Source organism: Pelorhabdus rhamnosifermentans (genome assembly GCF_018835585.1).
GTDB lineage: Bacteria > Bacillota > Negativicutes > UMGS1260 > UMGS1260 > Pelorhabdus > Pelorhabdus rhamnosifermentans.
On record NZ_JAHGVE010000013.1, the window covers coordinates 21,590 to 43,426 of the forward strand.

The 21,837-nt window shown below is 42.2% G+C and carries 18 protein-coding genes and 1 other annotated feature; of the genes, 16 read left to right on the top strand and 2 right to left on the bottom strand.

The window, feature by feature from the left end; all coding sequences use genetic code 11:
• Positions 1-27: 27 nt before the first annotated feature.
• Positions 28-732: a CoA transferase subunit A gene (locus tag Ga0466249_RS15380; protein ID WP_215830362.1), complete on the bottom strand. Its 705-nt coding sequence runs from the start codon at positions 730-732 to the stop codon at positions 28-30.
• 481 nt (positions 733-1,213) lie between these two features.
• Here Ga0466249_RS15380 and Ga0466249_RS15385 point away from each other — a divergent pair, with 481 nt between their 5' ends.
• Genes Ga0466249_RS15385 through Ga0466249_RS15395 form a run of 3 tightly spaced genes read left to right on the top strand, consistent with a single transcriptional unit; the run spans position 1,214 to position 3,958 of the window.
• Positions 1,214-2,377: a pyridoxal-phosphate-dependent aminotransferase family protein gene (locus Ga0466249_RS15385; RefSeq protein WP_215830363.1), complete on the top strand. Its 1,164-nt coding sequence runs from the start codon at positions 1,214-1,216 to the stop codon at positions 2,375-2,377.
• A gap of 23 nt (positions 2,378-2,400) precedes the next feature.
• Entirely contained in the window at positions 2,401-3,039 is a 639-nt protein-coding gene (locus Ga0466249_RS15390; RefSeq protein ID WP_246588778.1) for a histidine phosphatase family protein, read from the top strand.
• Between the two features lie 43 nt (positions 3,040-3,082).
• Complete coding sequence (locus Ga0466249_RS15395) at positions 3,083-3,958, top strand: NAD(P)/FAD-dependent oxidoreductase (RefSeq protein WP_215830364.1); 876 nt, start codon at positions 3,083-3,085, stop codon at positions 3,956-3,958.
• Here Ga0466249_RS15395 and Ga0466249_RS15400 read toward each other — a convergent pair.
• Positions 3,921-4,973, bottom strand: a complete 1,053-nt coding sequence (locus tag Ga0466249_RS15400; protein WP_215830365.1) for a YkvI family membrane protein — start codon at positions 4,971-4,973, stop codon at positions 3,921-3,923. The two genes, Ga0466249_RS15395 and Ga0466249_RS15400, sit on opposite strands and share 38 nt — an antisense overlap.
• 266 nt (positions 4,974-5,239) lie before the next feature.
• Positions 5,240-5,440: a binding site (T-box leader), on the top strand.
• Positions 5,441-5,498: 58 nt separating this feature from the next.
• On the opposite strand from Ga0466249_RS15400, the gene serS reads away from it, so the two are divergent.
• The 13 genes from serS (at position 5,499) to Ga0466249_RS15465 (ending at position 21,784) form a co-directional block, all read left to right on the top strand.
• Positions 5,499-6,767 (top strand): serine--tRNA ligase, encoded by a 1,269-nt coding sequence (serS, locus tag Ga0466249_RS15405; protein ID WP_215830366.1) that lies wholly within the window; start codon positions 5,499-5,501, stop codon positions 6,765-6,767.
• Positions 6,768-6,962: 195 nt separating this feature from the next.
• Positions 6,963-7,217, top strand: a complete 255-nt coding sequence (locus Ga0466249_RS15410; protein WP_215830367.1) for a FeoA family protein — start codon at positions 6,963-6,965, stop codon at positions 7,215-7,217.
• A gap of 30 nt (positions 7,218-7,247) precedes the next feature.
• Positions 7,248-9,617: a ferrous iron transport protein B gene (feoB, locus tag Ga0466249_RS15415; protein ID WP_215830368.1), complete on the top strand. Its 2,370-nt coding sequence runs from the start codon at positions 7,248-7,250 to the stop codon at positions 9,615-9,617.
• 15 nt (positions 9,618-9,632) lie between these two features.
• Complete coding sequence (locus Ga0466249_RS15420) at positions 9,633-9,782, top strand: FeoB-associated Cys-rich membrane protein (RefSeq protein WP_215830369.1); 150 nt, start codon at positions 9,633-9,635, stop codon at positions 9,780-9,782.
• Between the two features lie 18 nt (positions 9,783-9,800).
• Positions 9,801-11,195: an NAD(P)-dependent oxidoreductase gene (locus Ga0466249_RS15425; protein WP_215830370.1), complete on the top strand. Its 1,395-nt coding sequence runs from the start codon at positions 9,801-9,803 to the stop codon at positions 11,193-11,195.
• Positions 11,192-11,332, top strand: a complete 141-nt coding sequence (locus Ga0466249_RS15430) for a hypothetical protein (RefSeq protein ID WP_215830371.1) — start codon at positions 11,192-11,194, stop codon at positions 11,330-11,332. The genes Ga0466249_RS15425 and Ga0466249_RS15430 overlap by 4 nt, the downstream gene beginning before the upstream one ends.
• 37 nt (positions 11,333-11,369) lie before the next feature.
• On the top strand, positions 11,370-12,392 hold the full coding sequence (locus Ga0466249_RS15435; protein WP_215830372.1) for a DUF4392 domain-containing protein: 1,023 nt from the start codon (positions 11,370-11,372) through the stop codon (positions 12,390-12,392).
• Between the two features lie 92 nt (positions 12,393-12,484).
• Positions 12,485-13,339, top strand: a complete 855-nt coding sequence (locus Ga0466249_RS15440) for an aminotransferase class IV (RefSeq protein WP_215830373.1) — start codon at positions 12,485-12,487, stop codon at positions 13,337-13,339.
• Between the two features lie 174 nt (positions 13,340-13,513).
• Complete coding sequence (locus Ga0466249_RS15445; RefSeq protein ID WP_215830374.1) at positions 13,514-14,854, top strand: sensor histidine kinase; 1,341 nt, start codon at positions 13,514-13,516, stop codon at positions 14,852-14,854.
• A gap of 26 nt (positions 14,855-14,880) precedes the next feature.
• Positions 14,881-15,747, top strand: coding sequence for a response regulator (locus Ga0466249_RS15450; protein WP_215830375.1), 867 nt, complete (start codon positions 14,881-14,883; stop codon positions 15,745-15,747).
• Positions 15,748-15,882: 135 nt separating this feature from the next.
• Positions 15,883-17,133: a dicarboxylate/amino acid:cation symporter gene (locus tag Ga0466249_RS15455; RefSeq protein WP_215830376.1), complete on the top strand. Its 1,251-nt coding sequence runs from the start codon at positions 15,883-15,885 to the stop codon at positions 17,131-17,133.
• 266 nt (positions 17,134-17,399) lie between these two features.
• Positions 17,400-18,668, top strand: coding sequence for an efflux RND transporter periplasmic adaptor subunit (locus Ga0466249_RS15460; protein ID WP_215830377.1), 1,269 nt, complete (start codon positions 17,400-17,402; stop codon positions 18,666-18,668).
• Positions 18,665-21,784 carry an efflux RND transporter permease subunit gene (locus tag Ga0466249_RS15465; protein WP_215830378.1) on the top strand — a complete coding sequence of 1,040 codons (3,120 nt, stop codon included), beginning with the start codon at positions 18,665-18,667 and terminating at the stop codon, positions 21,782-21,784. The genes Ga0466249_RS15460 and Ga0466249_RS15465 overlap by 4 nt, the downstream gene beginning before the upstream one ends.
• Positions 21,785-21,837 lie beyond the last annotated feature (53 nt).

A 21,837-nucleotide genomic window follows, 5' to 3' on the forward strand; every position in this document is an offset into this window, starting at 1 on the left:
AGACCTCCTTCAAGGGTTAGAATAGATTCAGCGTGCTAAAAGTTTGCGGTAACGTTGGTGCTGTTCCTCTAGACTGTATCCTTGCACAATGGCGCGGATGAAGATTCCGGGTGTACCTACACGCTCCGGTTCAATAGTGCCTACATCAACAATTTCATTGACTTCGGCAATGGTATAGTCAGCAGCCGTAGCCATGACAGTGTTAGTATTGACTGCTGTGCCCCGGTATTGTAAATTTCCTGTTTGATCGGCACGAAAGGCTTTGATAAAAGCCAATTCAGCTCGTAGAGGCAATTCTAAGAGATAGTCTTTGCCAGCGATTGTCATGACTTGCTTACCTTCTTGTGCGGCTGTCCCCAATCCAATGGGAGTGAGAATGCCGCCGAGACCCGCTCCGCCAGCGCGAATTTTTTCGATTAACGATCCTAAAGGAAAATATTCTGTTTTGAAACCGCCTTGCTTATAAAGTGCTACAGCCTCTGGGCAGGTGCCCATATGGGAAGTAATGATTTTTTTTACTTGTTTGTGTTGAAATAGTAGAGCCAAATCGGCGTTACCGCCCGGAATGGAAGTTGCTGCTGAAATAATAGTCAAATTTTTTACTTTGCGTTCGACGAGCTTTTCAATACATGTAATGGGGGCTCCTGTACCTAAAAAACCACCAATCATAATGGTCATGCCATCATGAACTTTTTTATCAAAAAGTTGGTCAAGTTGCGCTGTTTTATTCATTGAAGATGTTCGCTCCTTCCAAGGTAAAAAGCGTAGGTATTGCTGTCAGTATATTTTGTTTTGTCTTATTATTTTACTTTCTGCGTAAATTTGATTTTTCCTGTTTCATAAGTTTTTACAAACTATGTAAAAACATTTCTCACAAAGAGTAAAAAAAACGGACAGGTTACTTGACTGTATTTGGCATGTTCGTTATAATTTAAAGTAACTTTATCGTAATTTTATATAAACGGCTATGAAGAGGACTCGGTGCATGTAAGGGTAATCAGAGAACTGACGGTGGGTGCAAGTCAGTTTACTTGAATTGTAGCGTTCCGCCTTGGAGCATCTGGTGATAAATCATGACGGGCTTCGCCCGATATAGCGGAAAAAGTTGGCTTAATAGCAACATGGGTGGCAACGCGGGAATAGCTCTCGTCCCTTTTTAGGGATGGGGGCTTTTTATATTGTGAATAAACAAAGAGCATAAGGGGGATTTGTAATGTTGAAGAAGCCGTTTTTAATGATTCCTGGACCAACGAATGTTCCTGAAAGAGTCTTACAGGCTATGCATCGTCCACTAATTAATCATCGTGGGCCAGAGTATGAAGTGATGTTTCAACGGATTTCATTAGATATACGGAAAATATTTCAGACAAAGCAACCGGTATTGATTTATCCAGCAGCAGGGACGGGGATGATGGAAGCGGCCATTGTCAATATTTTGTCACCTGGTGATAAAGTGTTAGCTTTGAGTATTGGTGTATTCGGTAATCGTCTGGCTGAAATTGCTGAAAAATTTGGTGCAAAAGTAGAAAAATTAGAGTTCGCGTGGGGGCATCAAGCTGATCCGGCCCTTGTTGCTCAAAAGTTAGCGGAAGACAAGAATCACGAAATTAAAGCAGTTTTGATGACTCATAATGAAACATCAACAGGTGTGACAAATGATATACAGGCACTGGCCGCTGCCTGTAGTGGGCATCCGGCGCTGCGTGTTGTCGATGCCGTCAGTTCTTTAGGCGCTGTTGAATTGAAAATGGATGAATGGCACCTTGATGTCGTCTTTACAGGCGCGCAGAAAGCATTAATGTTGCCACCGGGACTTGGGTTTTTAGCCTTGTCTGAGAAGGCTTGGCAAGCGCAGGCTGCCAGTACCATGCCTAAATATTACTGGGATGCGGCGTTGCTTAAAAAATCGCTAGTTAAGTGGCAGAACCCTTATACTCCGCCTGTCACGTTACTTTTTGGTTTGGCGGAATCACTCACAATGATTGAAGAAGAAGGGCTGTCTGCTGTTTTCCATCGGCATCAACTCATTGGTGAGGCTGTTCGTGCAGCCATGGAGGCACTTGGCTTGGGACTCTTTGCTGACAAAGCGGGTGCTTCTGATACAGTCACGTCGGTGTTAGTTCCTGAAGGGTTTGATGTGAAGAAAATTCAACAGCATATGCGCGATGTTTATGGTATTGTTTTGGCAGGCGGTCAGAAACAACTGGAGAATAAAATATTTAGAATAGGCCACCTTGGCTATATTACACCAAGTGATGTTCTTCTAACAATCAGTGCGTTGGAACTGACACTTGCGGCACTTGGCAAAGAGGGACTACAAGGCAAGGGCGTCAAAGCGGCGCAAGATGTATTTTTGGCAGAACTATCGAAGCAGTAAGCGGATGAGGAGGAGGAAAAATTTTGACTCGGTTTATACTTGTTAGGCATGGTGAAACGACATGGAATAAAGAGGGACGTTATCAAGGGCAAATTGATACGCCGCTTAGCGAACGTGGTTTAGAGCAAGGACGTAAAGTGGCTGAGGCACTTAAAGATATTCCTATTGATCTTTGTTATGCGAGTCCCCTAAGCCGTTCGTATACTACGGCTAAGCTGTGTATGGAGTGGCATGGGAGTGGGGTTACGACAGATGAACGGCTCCTTGAGATTAATCATGGCCTATGGGAAGGGAAATTGGCCGATGAAATTGCAGGAGATTATGGTGATTTACTTACTGCATGGCGAACAACGGTAGAAAATGTGATTATGCCTGAAGGCGAAAGTATCGGTCAAGTTCGTGATCGAGCTATGGCGGCTTTTCGTGATTATGCTTTGAAGCATCAAGGTAAGACAATTTTAGTTGTTGCTCATGATGCCGTGAATAAAGCGGTTCTTTGTGATATGCTTGATATGGGACTTGATCATTTTTGGCAAATCAAACAAGATAATACTTGTATTAATGTGCTGGAATATGAAGAAGAAAAGTGGCGACTTGTTTTGATGAATTCGACAAATCATCTCGGTTTTCTTTTTAGTGGAATTGAACAAAAGGGACTATAATAACTTCATCTAGATATTTAGGTATGACTAGGAGTGATAAGTTATGGAAGAGATCTTTGATATTGCCGTAATTGGTGGTGGTCCAGCTGGCTTATCTGCTGTTCTTACTGGTAAAAATCGTAATAAAAAGGTCGTTCTTTTTGAACATCTTGGTTTTAGTCAAAAGCTACAGAAAGCCCATGTTGTTGATAATTACCTGGGATTATCGAAAATTTCCGGCCAGGATTTAATGAAGCAGTTTGCTACGCATGTATTAGCCCATGAACCTGTTTTAGTGAAGGAAAAAGTTGTGAATGTCTTTGTGACGACGCCTGCGTTTACGTTAGTAACAGGTCAGTCAACGTATCAAGCAAAAACCGTCATTATTGCCACAGGTGTCGTAGCGACGACTTTGTTTCGCGGTGAAAAAGAGCTGCTCGGACGGGGTGTTAGTTATTGTGCTACTTGTGATGGCATGTTATATCGCGACAAAGATGTAGCTGTTATTTCTTATACGCCGGAAGGGGAGCATGAGACGAACTTTTTGGCGGAAGTTTGCCGATCTGTGACGTATTTGCCTCAGTATCGGGGTGAGTACAGCAATCTAACGCCGAATGTGCGTATATTGAAAAATCGTCCCCAGGCTATCTTAGGTGAAGGAAAAGTGGATGAACTTGTGACAGACGGGGAAAATATTAAGGCTCATGGGGTCTTTATTATGCGACAGTCCGATCCTGTTGAAAATATCATCCCCGAATTAGAATTATCTGGCGAAGTTATTAAAGTAGACAGGCAGCTTTTGACGAATATTCCGGGTATTTTTGCTGCAGGTGATTGTACAGGGCGTCCCTGGCAAATCGCTAAAGCGACAGGTGAAGGACTTGTTGCTGGTTTAAGTGCGATTAATTATTTAGATGACCATAACAAACAAGACGGATGATGAACCAGAGGGTAGCTAGACCGAAAATTGGAAAGGCTGCTGTAATGAGGGCAGAAAAACCAACTTGACTGCAGATGAGGCAAATGAAGAGGATACTAAGCGCACTCTTTCTTGCCGAAATCGGCCAGGAAGAAGAGAGATATACGCTGCAACCGTATAGGCTTGCCAGACCTGTCGTGTACATGGCTGCAAGTAAAATGACAACATAAGCTCCGTAGCTATAAGGATGTTGCGCGCTGGCAATATAGAGCATAGGTACTTGTGTAGTAAAAGCTTCTGGATAATGAAGCATGATGATGAGAATGATGAAACAGGCAACAAGTGTTAGTAGCAGACCGCCAAGCAGACTGCCTGTTTGGCGTACTTTAGGATTCGGCGTTTTGGCACCGAGTGGTGCCAAAATCGTCGATGCTAAGATCATATTATAGGCTACATAAAGCACACTGGACAGGGCCCAGTGTGGCGTGGGCTGAATGGCAACGGTTGGCGTAACAGACAGTAAAGCAGGATGGATGCCATGGTAAAGCAGTGATAGTATGCCAACAAACAAGATCATTATAATAAAAAGGGGTGTAAGTAGGCAATTTACCATCATGAGGGCTGTTGCTCCAAACAGAGTTGTGACAAATAAAGCCAGTGCAAGCAAGAGGATGCCCTGATAGGGGGGCCAATCAAAATATTCACTCCCTATTGCGCCGGCTCCAGCTAGCATAATAGCGAGCGAAGTCAATAAGAATAGAGCAGATAAGCTGCTGTAAAAATGTCCCAGACGTTTGCCGCAGACGGCTTGGAAAATTTGGTGATAGCCTATTGCCTGGATATAAAAAGCAATATCAAGTATCCTATTGCCAAGGTACATAAATAAAAAACCTGCAAGGATGATACCGAACAGTCCAAGTGTGCCATAGCTGGCAAAAAAAAGCAGTAATTCTTGACCAGAAGCAAAACCGGCACCGATTACTGTTCCTGCGTAAGTCAAGGCAACTTGCCATGATTTCAAGTACTGCCAGCTCATTTTATTTCCCCTTTCTCTTATTTCATACTTTAGATGTATTCAGGGGTTTTGTTCTTTACAACCAGTTTTTTGCCAATTAACACCTTTTGTATTGATGCTGCTATTATCCACAAGATATAATTTAAAGAAGAGTTTAGCTAGTGTGAAGTGGATAAGCGCGATTTGCGTATGGGGTGACATGTGAACGGGGGCCAATCTTTACAGATGTAGGTTATATATAGTAAAATAAAAGAACATACTATTTTAAAAATTCATAGCTCGTTCATATTTAGGCAATGACAGGGTTATGGTTATGAGATGGTTTTCAGAGAGTCGGCATTGGGTGTGAGTCGGCAGCGGTCCATAGTCTTTCCACCCTGGAGCTTTTGCGGGAAACTGCACGGTTTAAGTCCGTTATTCCTTAACTTAAGCGGACTGCTTGGCAGTCAAAAAGGGTGGCAACGCGGGAATAAACTCTCGTCCCTGAGGTAATTCAGGCGAGGGCTTTTTTTATATGTTAACGTATTTTTTGAAGGAGGTATCTTCATGTTAGAGAGTAAATTTGTGCGTGAAAATCCAGAAAAAGTCGAACAATGTTTAAAAAATCGGGGTTCCTCATTAGATTTAACTGATTTTTTAGCACTGGAAAAAAAACGCCGGGAACTTTTGGCTGAAGTAGAAATGCTAAAGAGTCAGCGCAATAGTGTGAGTATGGATATTAGTCGGATGAAAAAATCCGGCGAAAATGCCGATGAATTGATTGTAAAAATGCGTAGTGTCGGCGATTCTATTCGCGAGATGGATGGACAAGTGAAGGAAGTGGAAGGCAAGTTAGACGGTATTTTAAAAAGCATTCCAAATATGACACACGAATCTGTTCCTGTTGGTCACGATGAGCATGATAATCCCGAAATTCGTAAATGGGGCACACCCCGGCAATTTGATTTTGAACCCAAACCCCACTGGGATGTCGGTGAAAATTTGGGAATTCTTGATTTTGAACGGGGCGGCAAGGTATCAGGCGCTCGCTTTACCTTTTATCGGGGGCTCGGTTCTCGTTTAGAGCGATCGCTCATTAATTTCATGGTTGACTTACATACTCAAAAGCATGGTTACACGGAATTTTTTCCACCTTTTATTGTCAATAAAGACAGTATGCTTGGAACGGGTCAACTGCCGAAATTTGCGGAAGACATGTTTAAACTTGAGGGACTCGATTATTATCTGATTCCCACGGCCGAAGTACCGATTACCAATTATCATCGCGGCGAAATTTTAGATGGTCAACAGTTGCCACTGAAATATACCGCTTACAGTGCCTGTTTTCGGGCTGAGGCTGGCGCGGCAGGTCGTGATACGCGTGGGTTAATTCGCCAGCATCAATTTAATAAAGTGGAAATGGTAAAATTTGTTTTACCGGAAAATTCCTATCAAGAGTTAGAACTTTTAACGGCCGATGCGGAAGAAGTCTTACAGCTATTAGGTCTGCCTTATCATGTTGTGCTCTTATGTACGGGGGATGTTGGTTTTTCCTCAGCCAAGACATATGATTTGGAAGTTTGGCTGCCTAGCGCAAAAACTTATCGGGAGATTTCGTCTTGTTCTAATTTTGAGGATTTCCAGGCACGCCGTGCGGATATTAAATTCAGGCGTGGCCCGAAAGGCAAACCAGAGTATGTGCACACGCTCAATGGCTCAGGTGTCGCTATTGGTCGCACCGTAGCGGCTATATTGGAAAACTATCAGCAAGCCGATGGCTCAGTTGTTGTGCCTGAAGTATTGCGTTCCTATATGGGAGTAGATGTATTGCGCTAATCTTTGAGTCAGTATTGGGGCAATAAAAAATAGTCTGCATGATGTAAAATCGTGTAGACTATTTTTATTGACAAATAGAGCGGTTATTCGTTAAAATGAAAATGAGAATCAATACCGAATGTTGTTGCAAAATAGTGCGAACAACATTTTTTAAACAGATAGTTGATAATGAATATCAGTTGCGGAGGGGATTATATGGCTACCTTATTAAGTGATTTATTACCAGGCCAAATTGGACGTGTAGTAAAGATTTGCGGGAAAGGCCCCATTGCTAGACGCATTTTCGATATTGGCATTGTGCCGGGAAGTTTGCTAGAAGTTCAAAAATTTGCCCCTCTGGGTGACCCTATGGAAATCAAAGTAAAGTCATTTAATTTATCACTGCGTAAAAATGAAGCATCTTTTATACAAGTAGAGCGTATTGCAGCAGAAACGGATTGTCCAGCCTAGAATATGAACAAAGTGATGAGGGAGAACGAGATGAACAAGAACTCCATTACAGTGGCTCTGGCGGGTAATCCAAATTGTGGCAAGACCACTATCTTTAATCATTTAACAGGTTCAAAGCAGCATGTTGGTAATTATGCGGGTGTAACTGTTGAAAAAAAAGCGGGCTTCCGTCGGTTTCGTGAACATGATTTAACGATTGTCGATTTGCCTGGTACTTATAGTTTGACGGCTTATTCCATTGAAGAGGTTGTGACAAGAAATTTTATTGTTTTAGACCAGCCTGATATAGTTGTTGATGTTTTAGACAGTGCGAATTTAGAGCGAAATTTATATTTAGCTGTTCAGATTTTAGAATTGCAGCGCCCAATGGTGTTGGTGCTCAATATGGCTGATGTGGCGAAAAAGCAAGGTGTTGTAATTAACGCCAAACGGCTCAGCCAAAGAATCGGTGTTCCTATCGTCACGGCAGTGGGGAATAAGGCTTCAGGAATGGATGACTTACTAACAACCATTGTTCAGTCTGTCGATAAGCAAGCTGCTTCTTTTCAAATTGATTATGGTCAACAAATTGAACAAAGGATTGTTCGGCTTTTTCAAAGCTTTAACTCAGCTGTTCTTTCTTTAGGGTTTCCCAAGCGTTGGATTGCTTTAAAATTGCTTGAAAATGATAAGGATATTGTGCAGCGTTTACTTGAGCATGATGGGGGTCAGGCGACTTTAGCTGTTGCGACAGAGCTTCGTGAGACTTTTTGCGAACAGACAGGTGGTGACGCGGCAACATTTATTGCTACCAAGCGTTATGAGGTTGTTGGGAAAATCTATGGCGACTGTGTTTTGACAGGGCCAACAATTCTTCGGACAACTTCTGATAAAATTGATGCTTTACTTACACATCGTCTCTTAGGTATCCCCCTTTTTTTAGGGATGATGTGGTTCGTTTTTAACTTAGTCTTTACTATCGGTGCGGTTCCGCAAAAGGCTATCCAAAAAGGCTTGTCTTTTTTGGGTCAATGGGTGGGAATGGCTCTACCTGACGGAGGAGTAAAAAATCTGCTGATTGATGGCGTTATTGGTGGTGTGGGCAGTGTTTTGTCTTTTGTACCTATTATTTTATTGCTTTTTGCCGCTATTGCTGTACTGGAAGACTCCGGATATATGGCTCGAGCTGCTTTTATTATGGATCGTGTCATGTACAAAGTTGGTCTCCATGGCAAGTCGTTTATTCCCTTGCTCTTAGGATTCGGGTGTAGTGTTCCGGCAATTATGGGGACGCGGACGCTGGAAAATCCCCGTGATCGGCTCGTCACTATTTTGGTTACACCCTTTATGAGTTGTAGTGCGCGGCTACCTGTTTATACTTTATTGTGTGCGGCTTTTTTTTCTGAAAATATGGCGGGTACCGTATTATTTTCTGTCTATATTTTTGGTATTTTGCTGGCTATTTTGGTTGCCCGTTTTCTTAGAACCTTTTTACTTACAGGAGATACCGAGCCTTTTGTTATGGAAATGCCGCCTTACCATTGGCCTTCTCCTACAAGTATTCTCATTCATATGTGGGAGAGAACGGTACTGTATGTCAAAAAAGCAGGTACCATTATTCTAGCTGTGTCTGTGCTGATTTGGTTTTTGACTAATTATCCAACTCACGTTGAGTTTAGCCGGGATTATGATGCTTTGACTGCACAAGCAGATGCAGATTATACTGAACACATAGCGCAGCAAGTTTATGTACCTTTGACCATTACAGCACTGGATGACCGGCCGGAACTTGCTGAAACGGTACAGCGGATGCATGATATTGAAGAAAATTTTGACGTCCAAGTTGCTGATGTACGCAAAAACACGCGAACTTATAAGAATGCAGCAGAGAACAAAGAAACTGCGTTGTTCTCTGCTGCTGGATCAACTGAACTAGGTAAATATGCTCTACGGGTTATCCAATTAAGTGATGAGCGCGATGATGCTCATCGTGTCTTGTTGCAGCAAAAGGCTCATGAAAAGCTAGAAAAAAGTTATGCCGGGCAGGCGGGCAAGGTTCTTGAACCCCTTGTAACGCCGCTGGGACTGAACTGGAAACATGCCGTGAGTTTATTTGCCGGCTTTTCGGCCAAGGAGGTTATTGTGAGCACCTTGGCTACGATTTATAGTGTTGGCGATGTGGAAAAGTCATCAAGTCAGCTCATGGATGCTCTTGCTGCAGATCCAGACATGAGTCCATTAGTCGCTTATACGCTCATGATTTTTATTTTGATTTATTCGCCTTGTGTGGCAACTATTGCGGTTATTCGGCGTGAGACAAATTCGTGGAAATGGGCGCTGTTTGCCAGCTGTTATACGACGACGATTGCTTGGTGCATTGCTTTTATTATTTATCAGGGTGGACGCATATTTGGACTCTAATGAGGAGGAGAAAATATGGATAATATCTTATTGATTGCGATTGGCGTGAGTGCTGCTATTTATATCATTCGGTTAATTGTAAGCCAAATTAAGGGAGAAAGTTCCTGTTCTTGTTCTAAAGGGTGCCAAGGCTGTCGATTGAAGCAGAAAGATCAGTGTAAATAATCGTTAGGAGGAAATCCATTGTTAATTGATAAAGGGAGCGACTTTGATCATCAAGATCTAACGTTTGATGAAATTGACGAAGGCTTTACAACAAAGGAAGCTATTAAAGAAGCAAAGCGCTGTTTGAATTGCCAAAAACCTCTCTGCCGGACAGGGTGTCCTATTGAAAATGAAATTCCTGATTTTATACAGGAACTAGCGAAGGGGAATCTGGGCCAGGCTAGTGCTGTGATTGCTCATCGCAGCAATCTTCCTGCTGTCTGTGGACGCGTATGTCCTCGTGAGAAACAATGTGAGGCAGCGTGCATATTGAATAAAAAAGGCTGTGGAATCAAGATTGGTAAACTAGAACGGTTTATTGCTGATTTTGATGCCGAAATGGATATTAGTGTTCTAACAAAAAAGAATGTAGAAAAAGGAAAAGTTGCTGTTATTGGATCGGGTCCGGCAGGACTTACTGTAGCGGGTGATCTGGCTAAATTGGGGTTTCGTGTTACTGTTTTTGATGGTCAGGCCGAACCTGGCGGAGTTTTGATGTATGGTATTCCAGAATTTCGTTTAAATAAAGAGGTAGTACGGCGTGAAATCCGCAGAATTGAACGCCAAGGGGTTGTTTTTCAGACGAATGTTTTGATTGGACGTGACTTAACTGTTGATGAGTTATTTTCTCAAGGATACGATGCCATTTTTATTGGTACAGGTACAGCGCTGCCCAAGACACTGGAAATACCGGGGAAAAATTTGCCTGGTGTGATTCAAGCTACTTACTTTTTAGGAATGGTCATGTTAGCCAATCATGGGGGTATTGCTTCTTTGGAAGTCCCTGTTCATAAAGGTGATGACGTTATTGTAATTGGGGCGGGAAATGTGGCGATTGATGCAGCGCGTACAGCATTGCGTGTTGGAGCTGCATCGGTTACTGTTGTTTATCGTCGTACTGTCGCGAATATCACTGCTTTGCAATCGGAGTTTGAGGGAGCCCAGTCCGAAGGTGTTCAATTTCAATGGCTCACGAATCCGGTACGTTACGTAGGTACAGACCGCGTTACAGGTTTAGCCTGTGAACGACAAATAATGACGGACGATGGAAAATTACAAGGGAGCGGTCAAGTAGAAATACTTTCGGCCAATAAGATCATTGTTGCCGTGGGTCAGCGTCCTGCAGCCCGGATTGTATCGACAACAGCGGGGATTGAAGTGAATCAGGCAGGTTTTGTGGTGACGAAGGATCGGCCTTATGGTATGACGACGCGTCACGGCATTTTTGCAGGCGGTGACGTTGTACATGAGCCGGCAACCGTTGTATTGGCCATGAAAGAAGCCAAAAAAGTGGCTAGCGGGTTGGCCCAATATGTCGAAGCCAAACGACTGATGGAAGAATGTGGGCTGGCAATGACGGACACAAGACAATGAATAAAGACAAATTTGGTCTTGATTTTTGGGCTTATTCTGTATATAATTACATAATAAGAATGAATCAAGAGCAACGACGCTCAAAATCTATTTTAGATTTTGGGCGTTTTTTTTATGCAATCAATGAATTTTTGTAATCCAAAAGACTACATGCGTAATAATAGGGGGAGTATAATGAAACAGAATCTGTTCAAAATTGCCCAAGTACTTGATCAATTAATGCAATTGGATATTCCCGCTCGTGGAGTTATTGGGCCTTTATATGATGCGGCGCGGCAAAAGTCGGATCAGCCGCTTACCTTGGCTGCTGTAGAGCTCTTGACTAAAACCATTAAGCCTGGGGATGTGGTCATCATTGCTACTGGTTGGGTAGATCAGCCTGAGATCGCGCCGGATTGCGGAGAATCTGACGGGCCTCCTGGTGCTGTGGCACTTGCGCGGGCACTGCGTGTGGGACTTAAGGCAGCTCCTGTTATTGTGACTGACGCATGTCTTGTTCCGGGGCTCAAGCAAGTCGCACGGGGGGCGGGATTTCAGTGTGTTCCACCAGAGAATCTGGCTTTCTCTATCGCGCGCGATAAATTATTAACTGCAGCTGTTCTGCCTTTTCCCATGGAGGTTGAGGATTGTAAGGCAGAGAGTGCTCGGCTTTTAAATGAGCTTAAGCCAACTCTTTGCATTGCTATTGAACGGGGGGGGATGAACAGTGCTGGCGTGATTCACAATATGCAAGGCCGTGATACGGGCAGTTCTCAAGCTAAGCTGGATTATCTTTTTATGGCTGCTCGTGAACGAAATATTGCTACACTTGGCATTGGTGATGGCGGCAACGAGATTGGTATGGGCAATATTGCAGACGAAATACGTCAACATGTTCCTTATGGAGACAAATGCAATTGTCCCTGCGGTGGGGGGCTGGCACCAGCAACACTCGTTGATGTCCTTCTTGCAGCGACTGTATCCAATTGGGGCAGTTATGCCATAGCCGCTATGCTTGCGGCAAGTGTGGGGAATCTGGATGTGGCCAACAATGGGAATCGTGAAAAACGGGTTCTTACAGCCGCAGCTAATGCGGGTTTTCATAATACTATTGGCGGATCTGTTACACCGGGTGTGGATGGATGCGATGCAGTTACGCATATTGCGATGGTCGAACTGATGTTTGATGCTGTTGTTCAAGGAATGAAATCGCGGTAAATAAACATGACATGCAGGGCGAATTTTACAGTTTAAAGTTGTAGAATAATATTGAGGCATTTGAAAAACAATTACAAAGGGAGCGAATAAGAATGAAAGAATTGGGCTTTTATGATGGGAGAATTGTGGAGAAGAATGAACCTGTTATTTGTATTGAAGACCGGGGATATCAATTTGGCGACGGTGTTTATGATGCCTGGATGGTAATGAATGGAAAACATTTTCTTAGAAAAGAACATTTAGATCGTTTCGAGCGGAGTTGTAAGGCTCTTGATATTATCCCTTGCTATTCCCGAGAAGAAATGGAAAAATTCAGCGATATGCTGTTAACCGAGTCTGGTATCAAGAGGGGCATGATTTATTTTCAGTGGTCAAGAGGCTGGCAATCACCGCGGGGTCATGTCATTGCTCCTAATGTGCGTCCGTTATTAACGGGGTCTATTATGCCAGTCGATCCTAAGCCAGCTGAATATTTTACTGACGGTTGTAAAGCGATGTTTTATCCTGACAAGAGGCAGCATTTTTGTAATGTGAAGACGCTTAATCTTCTTGGCAGTGTCATGGCGGCTAATGCAGCGGCGAAGGCTGGTTGCTATGAAGTTATTTTTGTGCGGGAAGATGGCGGAAAGAAATTTGTTACTGAAAGTGCTCATAGTAATTGTTATGCTGTGAAAGAAGGTGTGATTTATACAGCTCCTCTTGGCAATCTGATTTTACCAGGTATTACGCGAGCGGCTGTAATGAATATTGCACAGAACTTAGGAATTAAAGTGGTGGAAGAGTTCTGCACGCCGGAATTCTTTATGAATGCGGATGAAGTCTTCGTTTCGGCTGCTAGCGGTGTTGTTCCTGTTGGCGTACTTGATGATCAGCCAATTGGCCATGGTGTAGGTCCTATTTTTAAGAAACTAAACGATGAATATCAAAGAATGATCGAAAACAATTAATGTGACCGTTTGGTTTTTATGAAAGGCTTGTTGTAAATACGGCATAAAAGCAGGATTTACTTGGCTATTAAGAGAATTTGTAAATGATTAGAAAAATTCTAGCAAAGTGATGAAAATCTTTTAAAATACAACGAATGAGGAAGGCTGTGCTTTGTTTTTGCGGCAAAAGAGTTTATGAATGTTATCGATTTATTGAATCGTCGTCATAACTATAAATTTATTTGGCATGTCGTTTTATTTGTATCCTTAGGTGGCATGGTGGCGATTTACCCATTTGAGCAAAGTTATTTTCGCTTTTCTTTGAGTGTGAGTATTTTGTCCATGCTGCTGCTTTATTTTTCTCATTTATCAGCTTTGTTTACAGCAATTCTGAGCGGCTTTTTTGTTTTAGCCTTGCGTAGCTTCATCTATCTTCCGCTGGGCTTGAACAAATTTTTTGTGGCGTTTACACATAATTCTCCTGCCGTTGTTTACTATTTCATTTTTGGTATTGCTTTTCACTTTCTTAAAGTCCGTCAATATACAAAGCAGCTTCCCTTGCTTATTGTTGTATTGTGCGGTATCGATATTTTGGGCAATATTGCAGAACTTCTGGCTCGTCATGAATTGGCTAACATTAATGCGGAATATATGATAACGAGCATGGTAACGATGGCTGTGATTCGTGCGATTATTGCTATTACTGGCTATTATGGGTTAAGAAAATACCATGCCTTTATTTTAGCTGAAGATCAGTTGACGCGTTATGTGGCCATGAATATGATGATTGCCCAATTAAAAACGGAATTGTTTTTTATCAAAAAATCGGCCTCCGATATCGAAAAAGTGATGGAAGAAAGCTATGGCTTATATCAATTATTGCAAAGAAAAAGCTTCTTTGATAAGGCTTATGCAGAGGATCAAATGGCTTTGGCGCAACAAGCTTTGTCCATTGCGCGGAATATTCATGAGATAAAAAAAGATTATTATCGCGTGACCATTGGTATTGAAAATATTATTGAGCCGTCGACACTTGAAGAAGGCATTCATCTATCAGAAGTGTTTTCGTTGATTAAGCAAAATGCCTATCGGAATTTAACGGAAAAAAATCAATCTGTTTCTCTTGAATTTCACTATGAAGCGGATGTGATTATTAAGAAGGTCTATATCTACACGATTGTTTCGATTCTTAATAATTTGCTTATTAATGCCATAGAGGCTTGTATGGATGCTTGTACAATTAAGGTGGGACAATATTTTCAGGATGATCATATCGTTTTTGAGGTGCAAGATAATGGACCAGGGATTCAAAAAAACGATTTAGATGTTATTTTTGCTGTGGGGTATTCGACTAAATTTTGTTTAGAGACGGGAAAAATGTCTACAGGCCTTGGACTATCTCATGCTAAAAGTCTGGCGGAATTTTTAGACGGTACGATTCATGTATATTCTCAGCCGCATGTTGCGACTCGCTTCGTTGTAATCATTCCGACCAGTAAGCTTGTTGATCAAAATGATTGTGGTTCCGAGCAGTAAATCATTGAAGGGAGGAGTCAAGATTTATGTCACTACGTTTTGTCATTGTTGATGATGATATTAGTATTTGTAAAATTATTGCCCATATTATCAAAAAAAACAACTTGGGTCGAGTACTAGTTGAATGTAATGATGGCATGGCCGCGAAAGACATTATTCAAGAAACAACTCCTGATATTGCTTTAGTTGATTTATTGTTGCCTGGTCAGGACGGTATTGAACTAATTAAGCAATTGAAAGAACTGCATAGTAAGACGTCCTTTATTATGATTTCTGAAAGTGATAGCCAATCGATGATTACGCAGGCTTATCAAAGTGGTATTGAGTTTTTTATTCATAAACCGATTAATGTCTTGGAGTTAGTATCTGTTGTGCAGAAAGTCCAAGAGACAAGAAAATTGAAGCAATTTATGACGATTGTCTCGAATACAACAGCGAAGTATTTAGCTGTTGATGGGGGCGAGAATCAAAGCGAGCCGGAAGTTCCCGAAAAAGGACGTGTAAATCGGGTTTTCTCCGATATTGGCATTATTGGTGAAGTCGGTGTGAAACATCTTTATCAAGCAATGAAATTGATCTATCCTTATGTACAAGCAGATAAATCTTATCAACTAAATGATATTTACTGTCAGTTAAGCGATCAAACAGGTAATGATGTAAAAACCATTGAACAACGTATTCGTCGGACCATTGCCAAAGGGCTGCATAACCTGGCAAATCTGGGACTGGATGATTTTTATAATGATAAATTTCAAACTTGTAGTACGGCCTTGTTTGATTTTAAAGAAGTTCATACAGAAATGAATTTTATTTCTCAAAAGAGTTCTTATCGCGGCAAGATTAATGTGAAGAAATTTATTGAAGGATTGTTGTTTTTAGTCCATGAAAATTAAGAAGATAGATGATTTATAATCTTTTGAAAAGAAAAAATCTTTTTGTATTTTTTTGTAGTCTCACGTATGCCTATCTATATAATAAGTGTGTGAATATATTTATAAGTACTTATTATATCGATAGGAGGATGTGTAATGGCAACAAGCAAAAAAAAGATTGGTCTTACAACCAAAATTTTTCTCGGTCTCATTTTAGGTGCCTTGTTCGGAGCCATATTTCCACAATATGGTGAAGCAATTAAGCCGATAGGCGATATGTTTATTCGCATGATTAAAATGATTGTTGTACCGATTATTTTTAGCTGCTTAGTTATGGGGATTGCAGGTACTGGAGACTTTAAAAAATTAGGTCGTCTGGGTGCCAAAGCTATAATTTGGTTTGAAGGAGCCACGACAATCGCCTTGTTTCTTGGACTGGCTGTAGTTAATGTATTAAAGCCCGGCGTTGGTGTGAATGTCACTGCAAGTGATGCTACGGCTGTAACTGCGGCAGCTGGCAAACATATTGACATGGTGCAAATGCTTGTCAATATTGTGCCAACGAATATTGTGGATGCTATGGCGAGACAAGATATGTTGGCAATTATTTTATTTGCCTGCTTTTTTGGTGTAGCTGCGGCTTCCGTTGGATCTGCTGGCGAACCCATTGTTAAATTAGCGAGTTCTGTGGCTGAGGTTATGTTTAAGGTCACTCATTATGTTATGGAATTAGCACCTATCGGTGTTTTTGCTTTAATTGCTTTTACTGTAGCAAAATTCGGTATTGGCATGTTGTTGCCCTTAGCGAAGCTGGTTGGTACGCTCTATTTCTCGATTATTTTGTTTATTGCAATTATGGTAGTTATCGCTTCTATGTTATGCAAAGTGAATTTTTTACATGTGCTGCGGGCTCTTAAAGACCCCCTCATCCTTGCTTATTCCACTGCAACAAGTGAAGCTGCTTTGCCTGTCGCCATGGAGAAATTACAAAAATTCGGTATTCCAAAGCATATTGTTACTTTTGTATTGCCTACTGGCTATTCCTTTAATTTGGATGGTTCTACCTTATATAGTAGTTTGGCTGTTGTATTTATTGCCCAAATGTACAATATCGATTTTCCCATTGCAACTCAAATCCTTATGTGTCTTACATTAATGCTTTCGACGAAGGGCATTGCTGGTGTTCCGGGAGCCTCCATTATTGTTATTGCTGGTACTGCTACTGCTTTTGGCCTGCCAGTGGAAGGCGTGGCCATTATTCTTGGTGTGGACCGTATTATGGATATGGCGCGGACTTTCTGTAATGTATTTGGCAATTGTATTGCTACTGTTGTTGTAGCTCGTTGGGAACATGAATTTTCTGATGAAGCTGTTCAGCTTGCTTATACGCAAAGTTATTCGGATTGATTACGAGCTTTCGGTAAGAATAAAAGACTTTTGGCCCAAGTTTAGGGTCAAAGGTCTTTTGTTTTATTATTTTTTAGTCTAAATTTTGCGTAACCAAACTCTCGTATATATAATAAAAACATCATGTAATTTTAACTCTGGTTATTCTACTAGGTTTTTTTATCATTCTTTTGTCACATTTAGGAGTCATAATGAAAAAAGAAAAAATCGTGTGGCTAATAGAGCACAATGAATGCGGAGCAGATATTTGAAAGGGGATTGGCTTGATGAATCGCGGACGTTGGAAAAGTGAGCTAGGTAAGAAAAAAATGGTAATGGCTGTCATAACAGTTCTTGTTTGCTTAGGAGCAATCTTGGCTGTTAAAATGCATAATAGTACAGCTACAAAGGCAAATTCGACTAAATTGCAGACAACAGTCGATGTTTTGTCTGTACCGCGTACAGGACTCATCAAGCGCGTATCTCTTACTGGTCAAACGGTTCCGCAGGCTCAAGTCGATATTGCGGCCAAATATCAAGGCAAAGTGACGGCTGTTTATGCGGAACTTGGGCAGGCGGTGGAAGCAGGACAAGTTCTTGTGGTACAGGATACAGGGGATGCCGATATCTCTATCAGGCAAAATCAGGCGGCTTATCAGCAGGCTGCGGCTGATTCGACTACAAGTGGTGTTTCCTTTCAGTCCAATTATGATCGGGCGCAAGCGGATTACCGTAAGGCATTAGCAGATAACCAGCGGTATCAAAGTCTGTATGCGCAAGGCGCTATTTCTCGTGAAGCTCTTGATGCCAATCAACAGGCGTTAGCGGATGCTCAGGCTAGTTTAGATGCTGTGGCTAATCAAATGAATGCTGGTGTGGCTTCTTCCATTCAATCGGCTCAGGCTGCGGCAGCTAAGGCTCAGCAAGGCATTTATGCCATGGAAAAACAACGTAATGATTTGGTGTTGTCCGCACCAAGGTCAGGCATTATCGGCTACCGCCAAGTGGAAGTAGGGTCGATGGTAGCGGCAGGAACGAAATTACTGTCTATTGTTGATAATAGTAATATTTATGTGGACTGCCAGGTAGCTGAACAAGACTTGGGTGTGTTGGCGCTTGGCATGGATGTTGCTGTGCAGATTGAATCGTTAGGTAAAACAGTACAAGGTAAAGTGATTTACATAAGTCCGGCCAGTGATTCGCAAAACCAGTCTTTTTCCCTTCGAATTCAACTCAATAATCCGGATGGGACCATTAAAAGCGGAATGTTTGCCAAAGCCGTTATACAAGCAGTGTTACGACCCGATACAATTGTTGTGCCTAAAGCAGGGGTACTTGAGAAGAACGGAAGTACGTATGTGTTTGTGATCAACGGACAAAATGAAGTGGAACAACGGAGTGTTCAAGTAGGTGCAAGAGGTGATCAAAATGTAGAAATTTTGGCTGGTCTCCAGGAAGGGGAACAAATTGCGGTGAGTAATTTAGCCCGCTTGCGGGATAAACTGGTCATTGTGCCTAATATGATCACGTTCGATAGCAGGGGTGACAGTCAGTGAATATAACCCGGTTTTCCATTCAGCGCCCGGTAGGCATTGCCATGATTGTCCTATTCTTTGTTGTCCTTGGTTTATTTAGTTTTTATCGTATTGGGGTAGAATTATTGCCTGCTGTTAATACCCCTATTGTAACAGTCAGTGTGTCTTATCCTGGTGCGGGCACTGAACAAATTGAACAAGATGTTATTAAACCATTGGAAAATTCTTTGTCATCCTTGTCGAATTTAAAACATATGACATCTATGGCTCGTCCAGAAAAGGCACAAATTATTCTGGAATTCGAATTTTGGGCGAATGCCGATTCTGCTTCTATTGATGCGACAAAGTATGTGGATGCCGTACGGAGTAAATTGCCGACAGGCATTCAAGAGCCTGTTGTTATTAAACGTGATATTAATGCTCTGCCTATCATGCAAATTTCTGTTTTGGCTGATAAACCACTTGCTGATGTCTATACACTGGCTAATGACGTGTTTGTGGAGCGCTTACAGCGAGCCGGTGGTGTATCGGATGTGACGCTTGATGGTGGACGCGACAAGGAAGTGGCTGTTGAGGTTGATAAAGACAAACTCGCCTTTTTTAATATTTCATTAGATCAAATTATTAATCGTATTGAGCAAGAAAATGTCCTGACACCAGCTGGATCGGTTTTTACAGACAAGCGTGAAACGAATGTGCGCCTTCTTGCCCAGTATGCTTCACCAGAAGAGCTTGCTTCTATTCATGTGAATAATGCCGCAGGGGCCAGTATTCCGCTCAGCAGTTTGGCGATAGTAAAAGAACAGGATCAGCGTGTTACGCGTTATGCGCGGACAAATGGACAGGATGTTGTTTCACTGACGATTTATAAAAATAGTGACGCCAATTTAGTGGATACGGTTAAAACAGCGAAAAAGCAGTTGGAAAGCTTGCGCGCTGAGTATCCGGATTACCATTTCGTTACGGTAACAGATGCGTCTCAGTATGTTCAGGATTCATTAAATAACACCTTAGAAGCTTTGATTGAAGGTCTCTGTACAACAAGCCTCGTGTTATATCTTTTTTTACGGGGCTGGCGATCTACTGTGGCGGTTTTGGTGGCCATTCCGACTTCACTCATCTCAACCTTCTTTGCTATGTATGTAGCTGGATTTACCTTTAACATGATGTCTCTTATGGGTATGTCTCTTTGTATAGGTATCCTTGTCGATGATTCGATTGTTGTGCTGGAAAATATTCATCGCCATATGCGTATGGGCAAGCCGCCGCGCGTGGCCGCGGAAGAAGGGCGAACAGAAATAGGTATGGCTGCCATTGCCATTACCTTATGTGACGTTGTCGTCTTTATGCCAATTGCTTTTATGACCGGCATGACAGGACAATATTTTCGTCAATTTGGCTTAACCATTGTATTTGCTACGCTTTTTTCTATGTTTGTGTCTTTTACCTTGACGCCGATGTTGGCTTCCCGGCTGTTTAAAAACGGCATTCAAGAGCCTGAAGGGAAAATCTGGGATCTTATGTCGCGATTTGAGGCAGGGGCCATCGCAAAATATGAAAAATTGCTGCGTTGGAGTCTTGGTCATGGCGGGAAACTTGTTGCCGGTGTTTTGATTATCTTTGTAGGTGCTGTGGCGCTTGTTCCGCTTGGCATTATTGGTGCGGAATATATGCCAAATACTGATGAAGGAAGCTTCCGCATTAATATTCAAATGCCCGTAGGGACCAATATTGATGAAACAAATCGGTCGGTGAGGGAAGTTGAGGACTTTCTTTCTACGATTCCGGAGGTTACTAATTATTTATCCAGTGTATCGACTTACACTGGTGGTGTGACAGTTCAAATGGTGGATCGCAAGGAGCGCAGTCGCAGTGTTTGGCAGGTGACTGATGAGGTGCGGCAAGCGCTGAAAGGGACTTTGCCGACAGCTATTGTTCAAGTTAGTGAGACGCAATCCTCTGTTGCGGGTGTATCAGGCGGCGCCGGAAGTGGCGGACCTAATACAGCGCCAGTACAGATTGAATTGCAGGGGATGAATTTGGATACTTTGGCTAAAGCCTCTTATGCTGTGCAGGATACCTTAGCGAAAGTGCCTGGTGTTAAAGATATTCGCAGTTCCTATACGGAGGGGATGCCTGAACTTCGATTGTATGTAGATCGGGAAAAACTGAAATTTTATAACACAACAGTCAATAATGTCAATAATGTATTTAATGCGGCTATTGCCGGCGGGTTAGCTGGCTATTATACGAATGATCCTACAAATGACGGTCAAGATACAGATATTTATGTGCGGCTTAAGGATAGTGATGGCTATAAGGCTTCGGATATACGTTCTATCCCGGTGTTGACGAATAGTAAGAATTTAGTGAAGCTGGGTGATATTGCTACTGTTAAAGATGATCTAGGGCCTGTCATGCTGCGACGTGTTGATAAGCAAGAGTCAATTAATATTTCGGCAAATATTACAGATCGACCATTGCAGGAAGTACTGAACGATATTAAAAAGAATATCAATCCGAAAGACCTTGGGAAAGGTGTTACTTACCGCTTTACAGGCCAAGCAGATAATATGCATGATACCTTTTTGGAGATGGCCCAGGCTTTGGGATTATCCCTTATCCTGGTGTATATGTTGCTCGCTATTCTCTATGAATCTGTTTCTACTCCTGTTATTCGGATGTTTTCTTTGCCACTCGGTATTATCGGTTCACTTGTTTTTTTGGCTCTGACACGTAATACCATTAATCTTTATTCTCTTATTGGTTTTTTAGTAATGGATGGGTTGGTGGCAAAAAATGGCACGCTGTTGCTTGACTATACCTTGACACTTATGGAACAAGGGATGAGCGCTTACGACGCCATTATTGAAGCAGGAAAAACGCGGCTCAAGCCAATTTTTATGACGACCCTGACGATGATTGTCGGGATGCTGCCAACAGCTCTAGCCATGACAGCTGGTTCGGAAACAAGGGTGAGTATGGCCTGGGTGCTTATTGGGGGACTCATTACTTCGACCTTTTTCACCTTGATTATTACACCGATTGCCTTTTTGTTTTTCGAAAAACATCCCGTTCGCAGTTGGTTTAAAGGAACGACATGGATTCAATGGGCTAAAACAAAATCTAGTAAATAAATGAGCGGGAAGAGCCTCCTATGGTAGCTTTTATACTACCATAGGAGGCCTTT

Coding starts and splice junctions, on each gene's coding strand:
- Ga0466249_RS15380 (WP_215830362.1), bottom strand. CDS start 732: ATGAATAAAACAGCGCAACTTGACCAACTTTTTGATAAAAAAGTTCAT.
- Ga0466249_RS15385 (WP_215830363.1), top strand. CDS start 1,214: ATGTTGAAGAAGCCGTTTTTAATGATTCCTGGACCAACGAATGTTCCT.
- Ga0466249_RS15395 (WP_215830364.1), top strand. CDS start 3,083: ATGGAAGAGATCTTTGATATTGCCGTAATTGGTGGTGGTCCAGCTGGC.
- Ga0466249_RS15400 (WP_215830365.1), bottom strand. CDS start 4,973: ATGAGCTGGCAGTACTTGAAATCATGGCAAGTTGCCTTGACTTACGCA.
- serS (WP_215830366.1), top strand. CDS start 5,499: ATGTTAGAGAGTAAATTTGTGCGTGAAAATCCAGAAAAAGTCGAACAA.
- Ga0466249_RS15410 (WP_215830367.1), top strand. CDS start 6,963: ATGGCTACCTTATTAAGTGATTTATTACCAGGCCAAATTGGACGTGTA.
- feoB (WP_215830368.1), top strand. CDS start 7,248: ATGAACAAGAACTCCATTACAGTGGCTCTGGCGGGTAATCCAAATTGT.
- Ga0466249_RS15420 (WP_215830369.1), top strand. CDS start 9,633: ATGGATAATATCTTATTGATTGCGATTGGCGTGAGTGCTGCTATTTAT.
- Ga0466249_RS15430 (WP_215830371.1), top strand. CDS start 11,192: ATGAATAAAGACAAATTTGGTCTTGATTTTTGGGCTTATTCTGTATAT.
- Ga0466249_RS15435 (WP_215830372.1), top strand. CDS start 11,370: ATGAAACAGAATCTGTTCAAAATTGCCCAAGTACTTGATCAATTAATG.
- Ga0466249_RS15440 (WP_215830373.1), top strand. CDS start 12,485: ATGAAAGAATTGGGCTTTTATGATGGGAGAATTGTGGAGAAGAATGAA.
- Ga0466249_RS15445 (WP_215830374.1), top strand. CDS start 13,514: ATGAATGTTATCGATTTATTGAATCGTCGTCATAACTATAAATTTATT.
- Ga0466249_RS15450 (WP_215830375.1), top strand. CDS start 14,881: ATGTCACTACGTTTTGTCATTGTTGATGATGATATTAGTATTTGTAAA.
- Ga0466249_RS15455 (WP_215830376.1), top strand. CDS start 15,883: ATGGCAACAAGCAAAAAAAAGATTGGTCTTACAACCAAAATTTTTCTC.
- Ga0466249_RS15460 (WP_215830377.1), top strand. CDS start 17,400: ATGAATCGCGGACGTTGGAAAAGTGAGCTAGGTAAGAAAAAAATGGTA.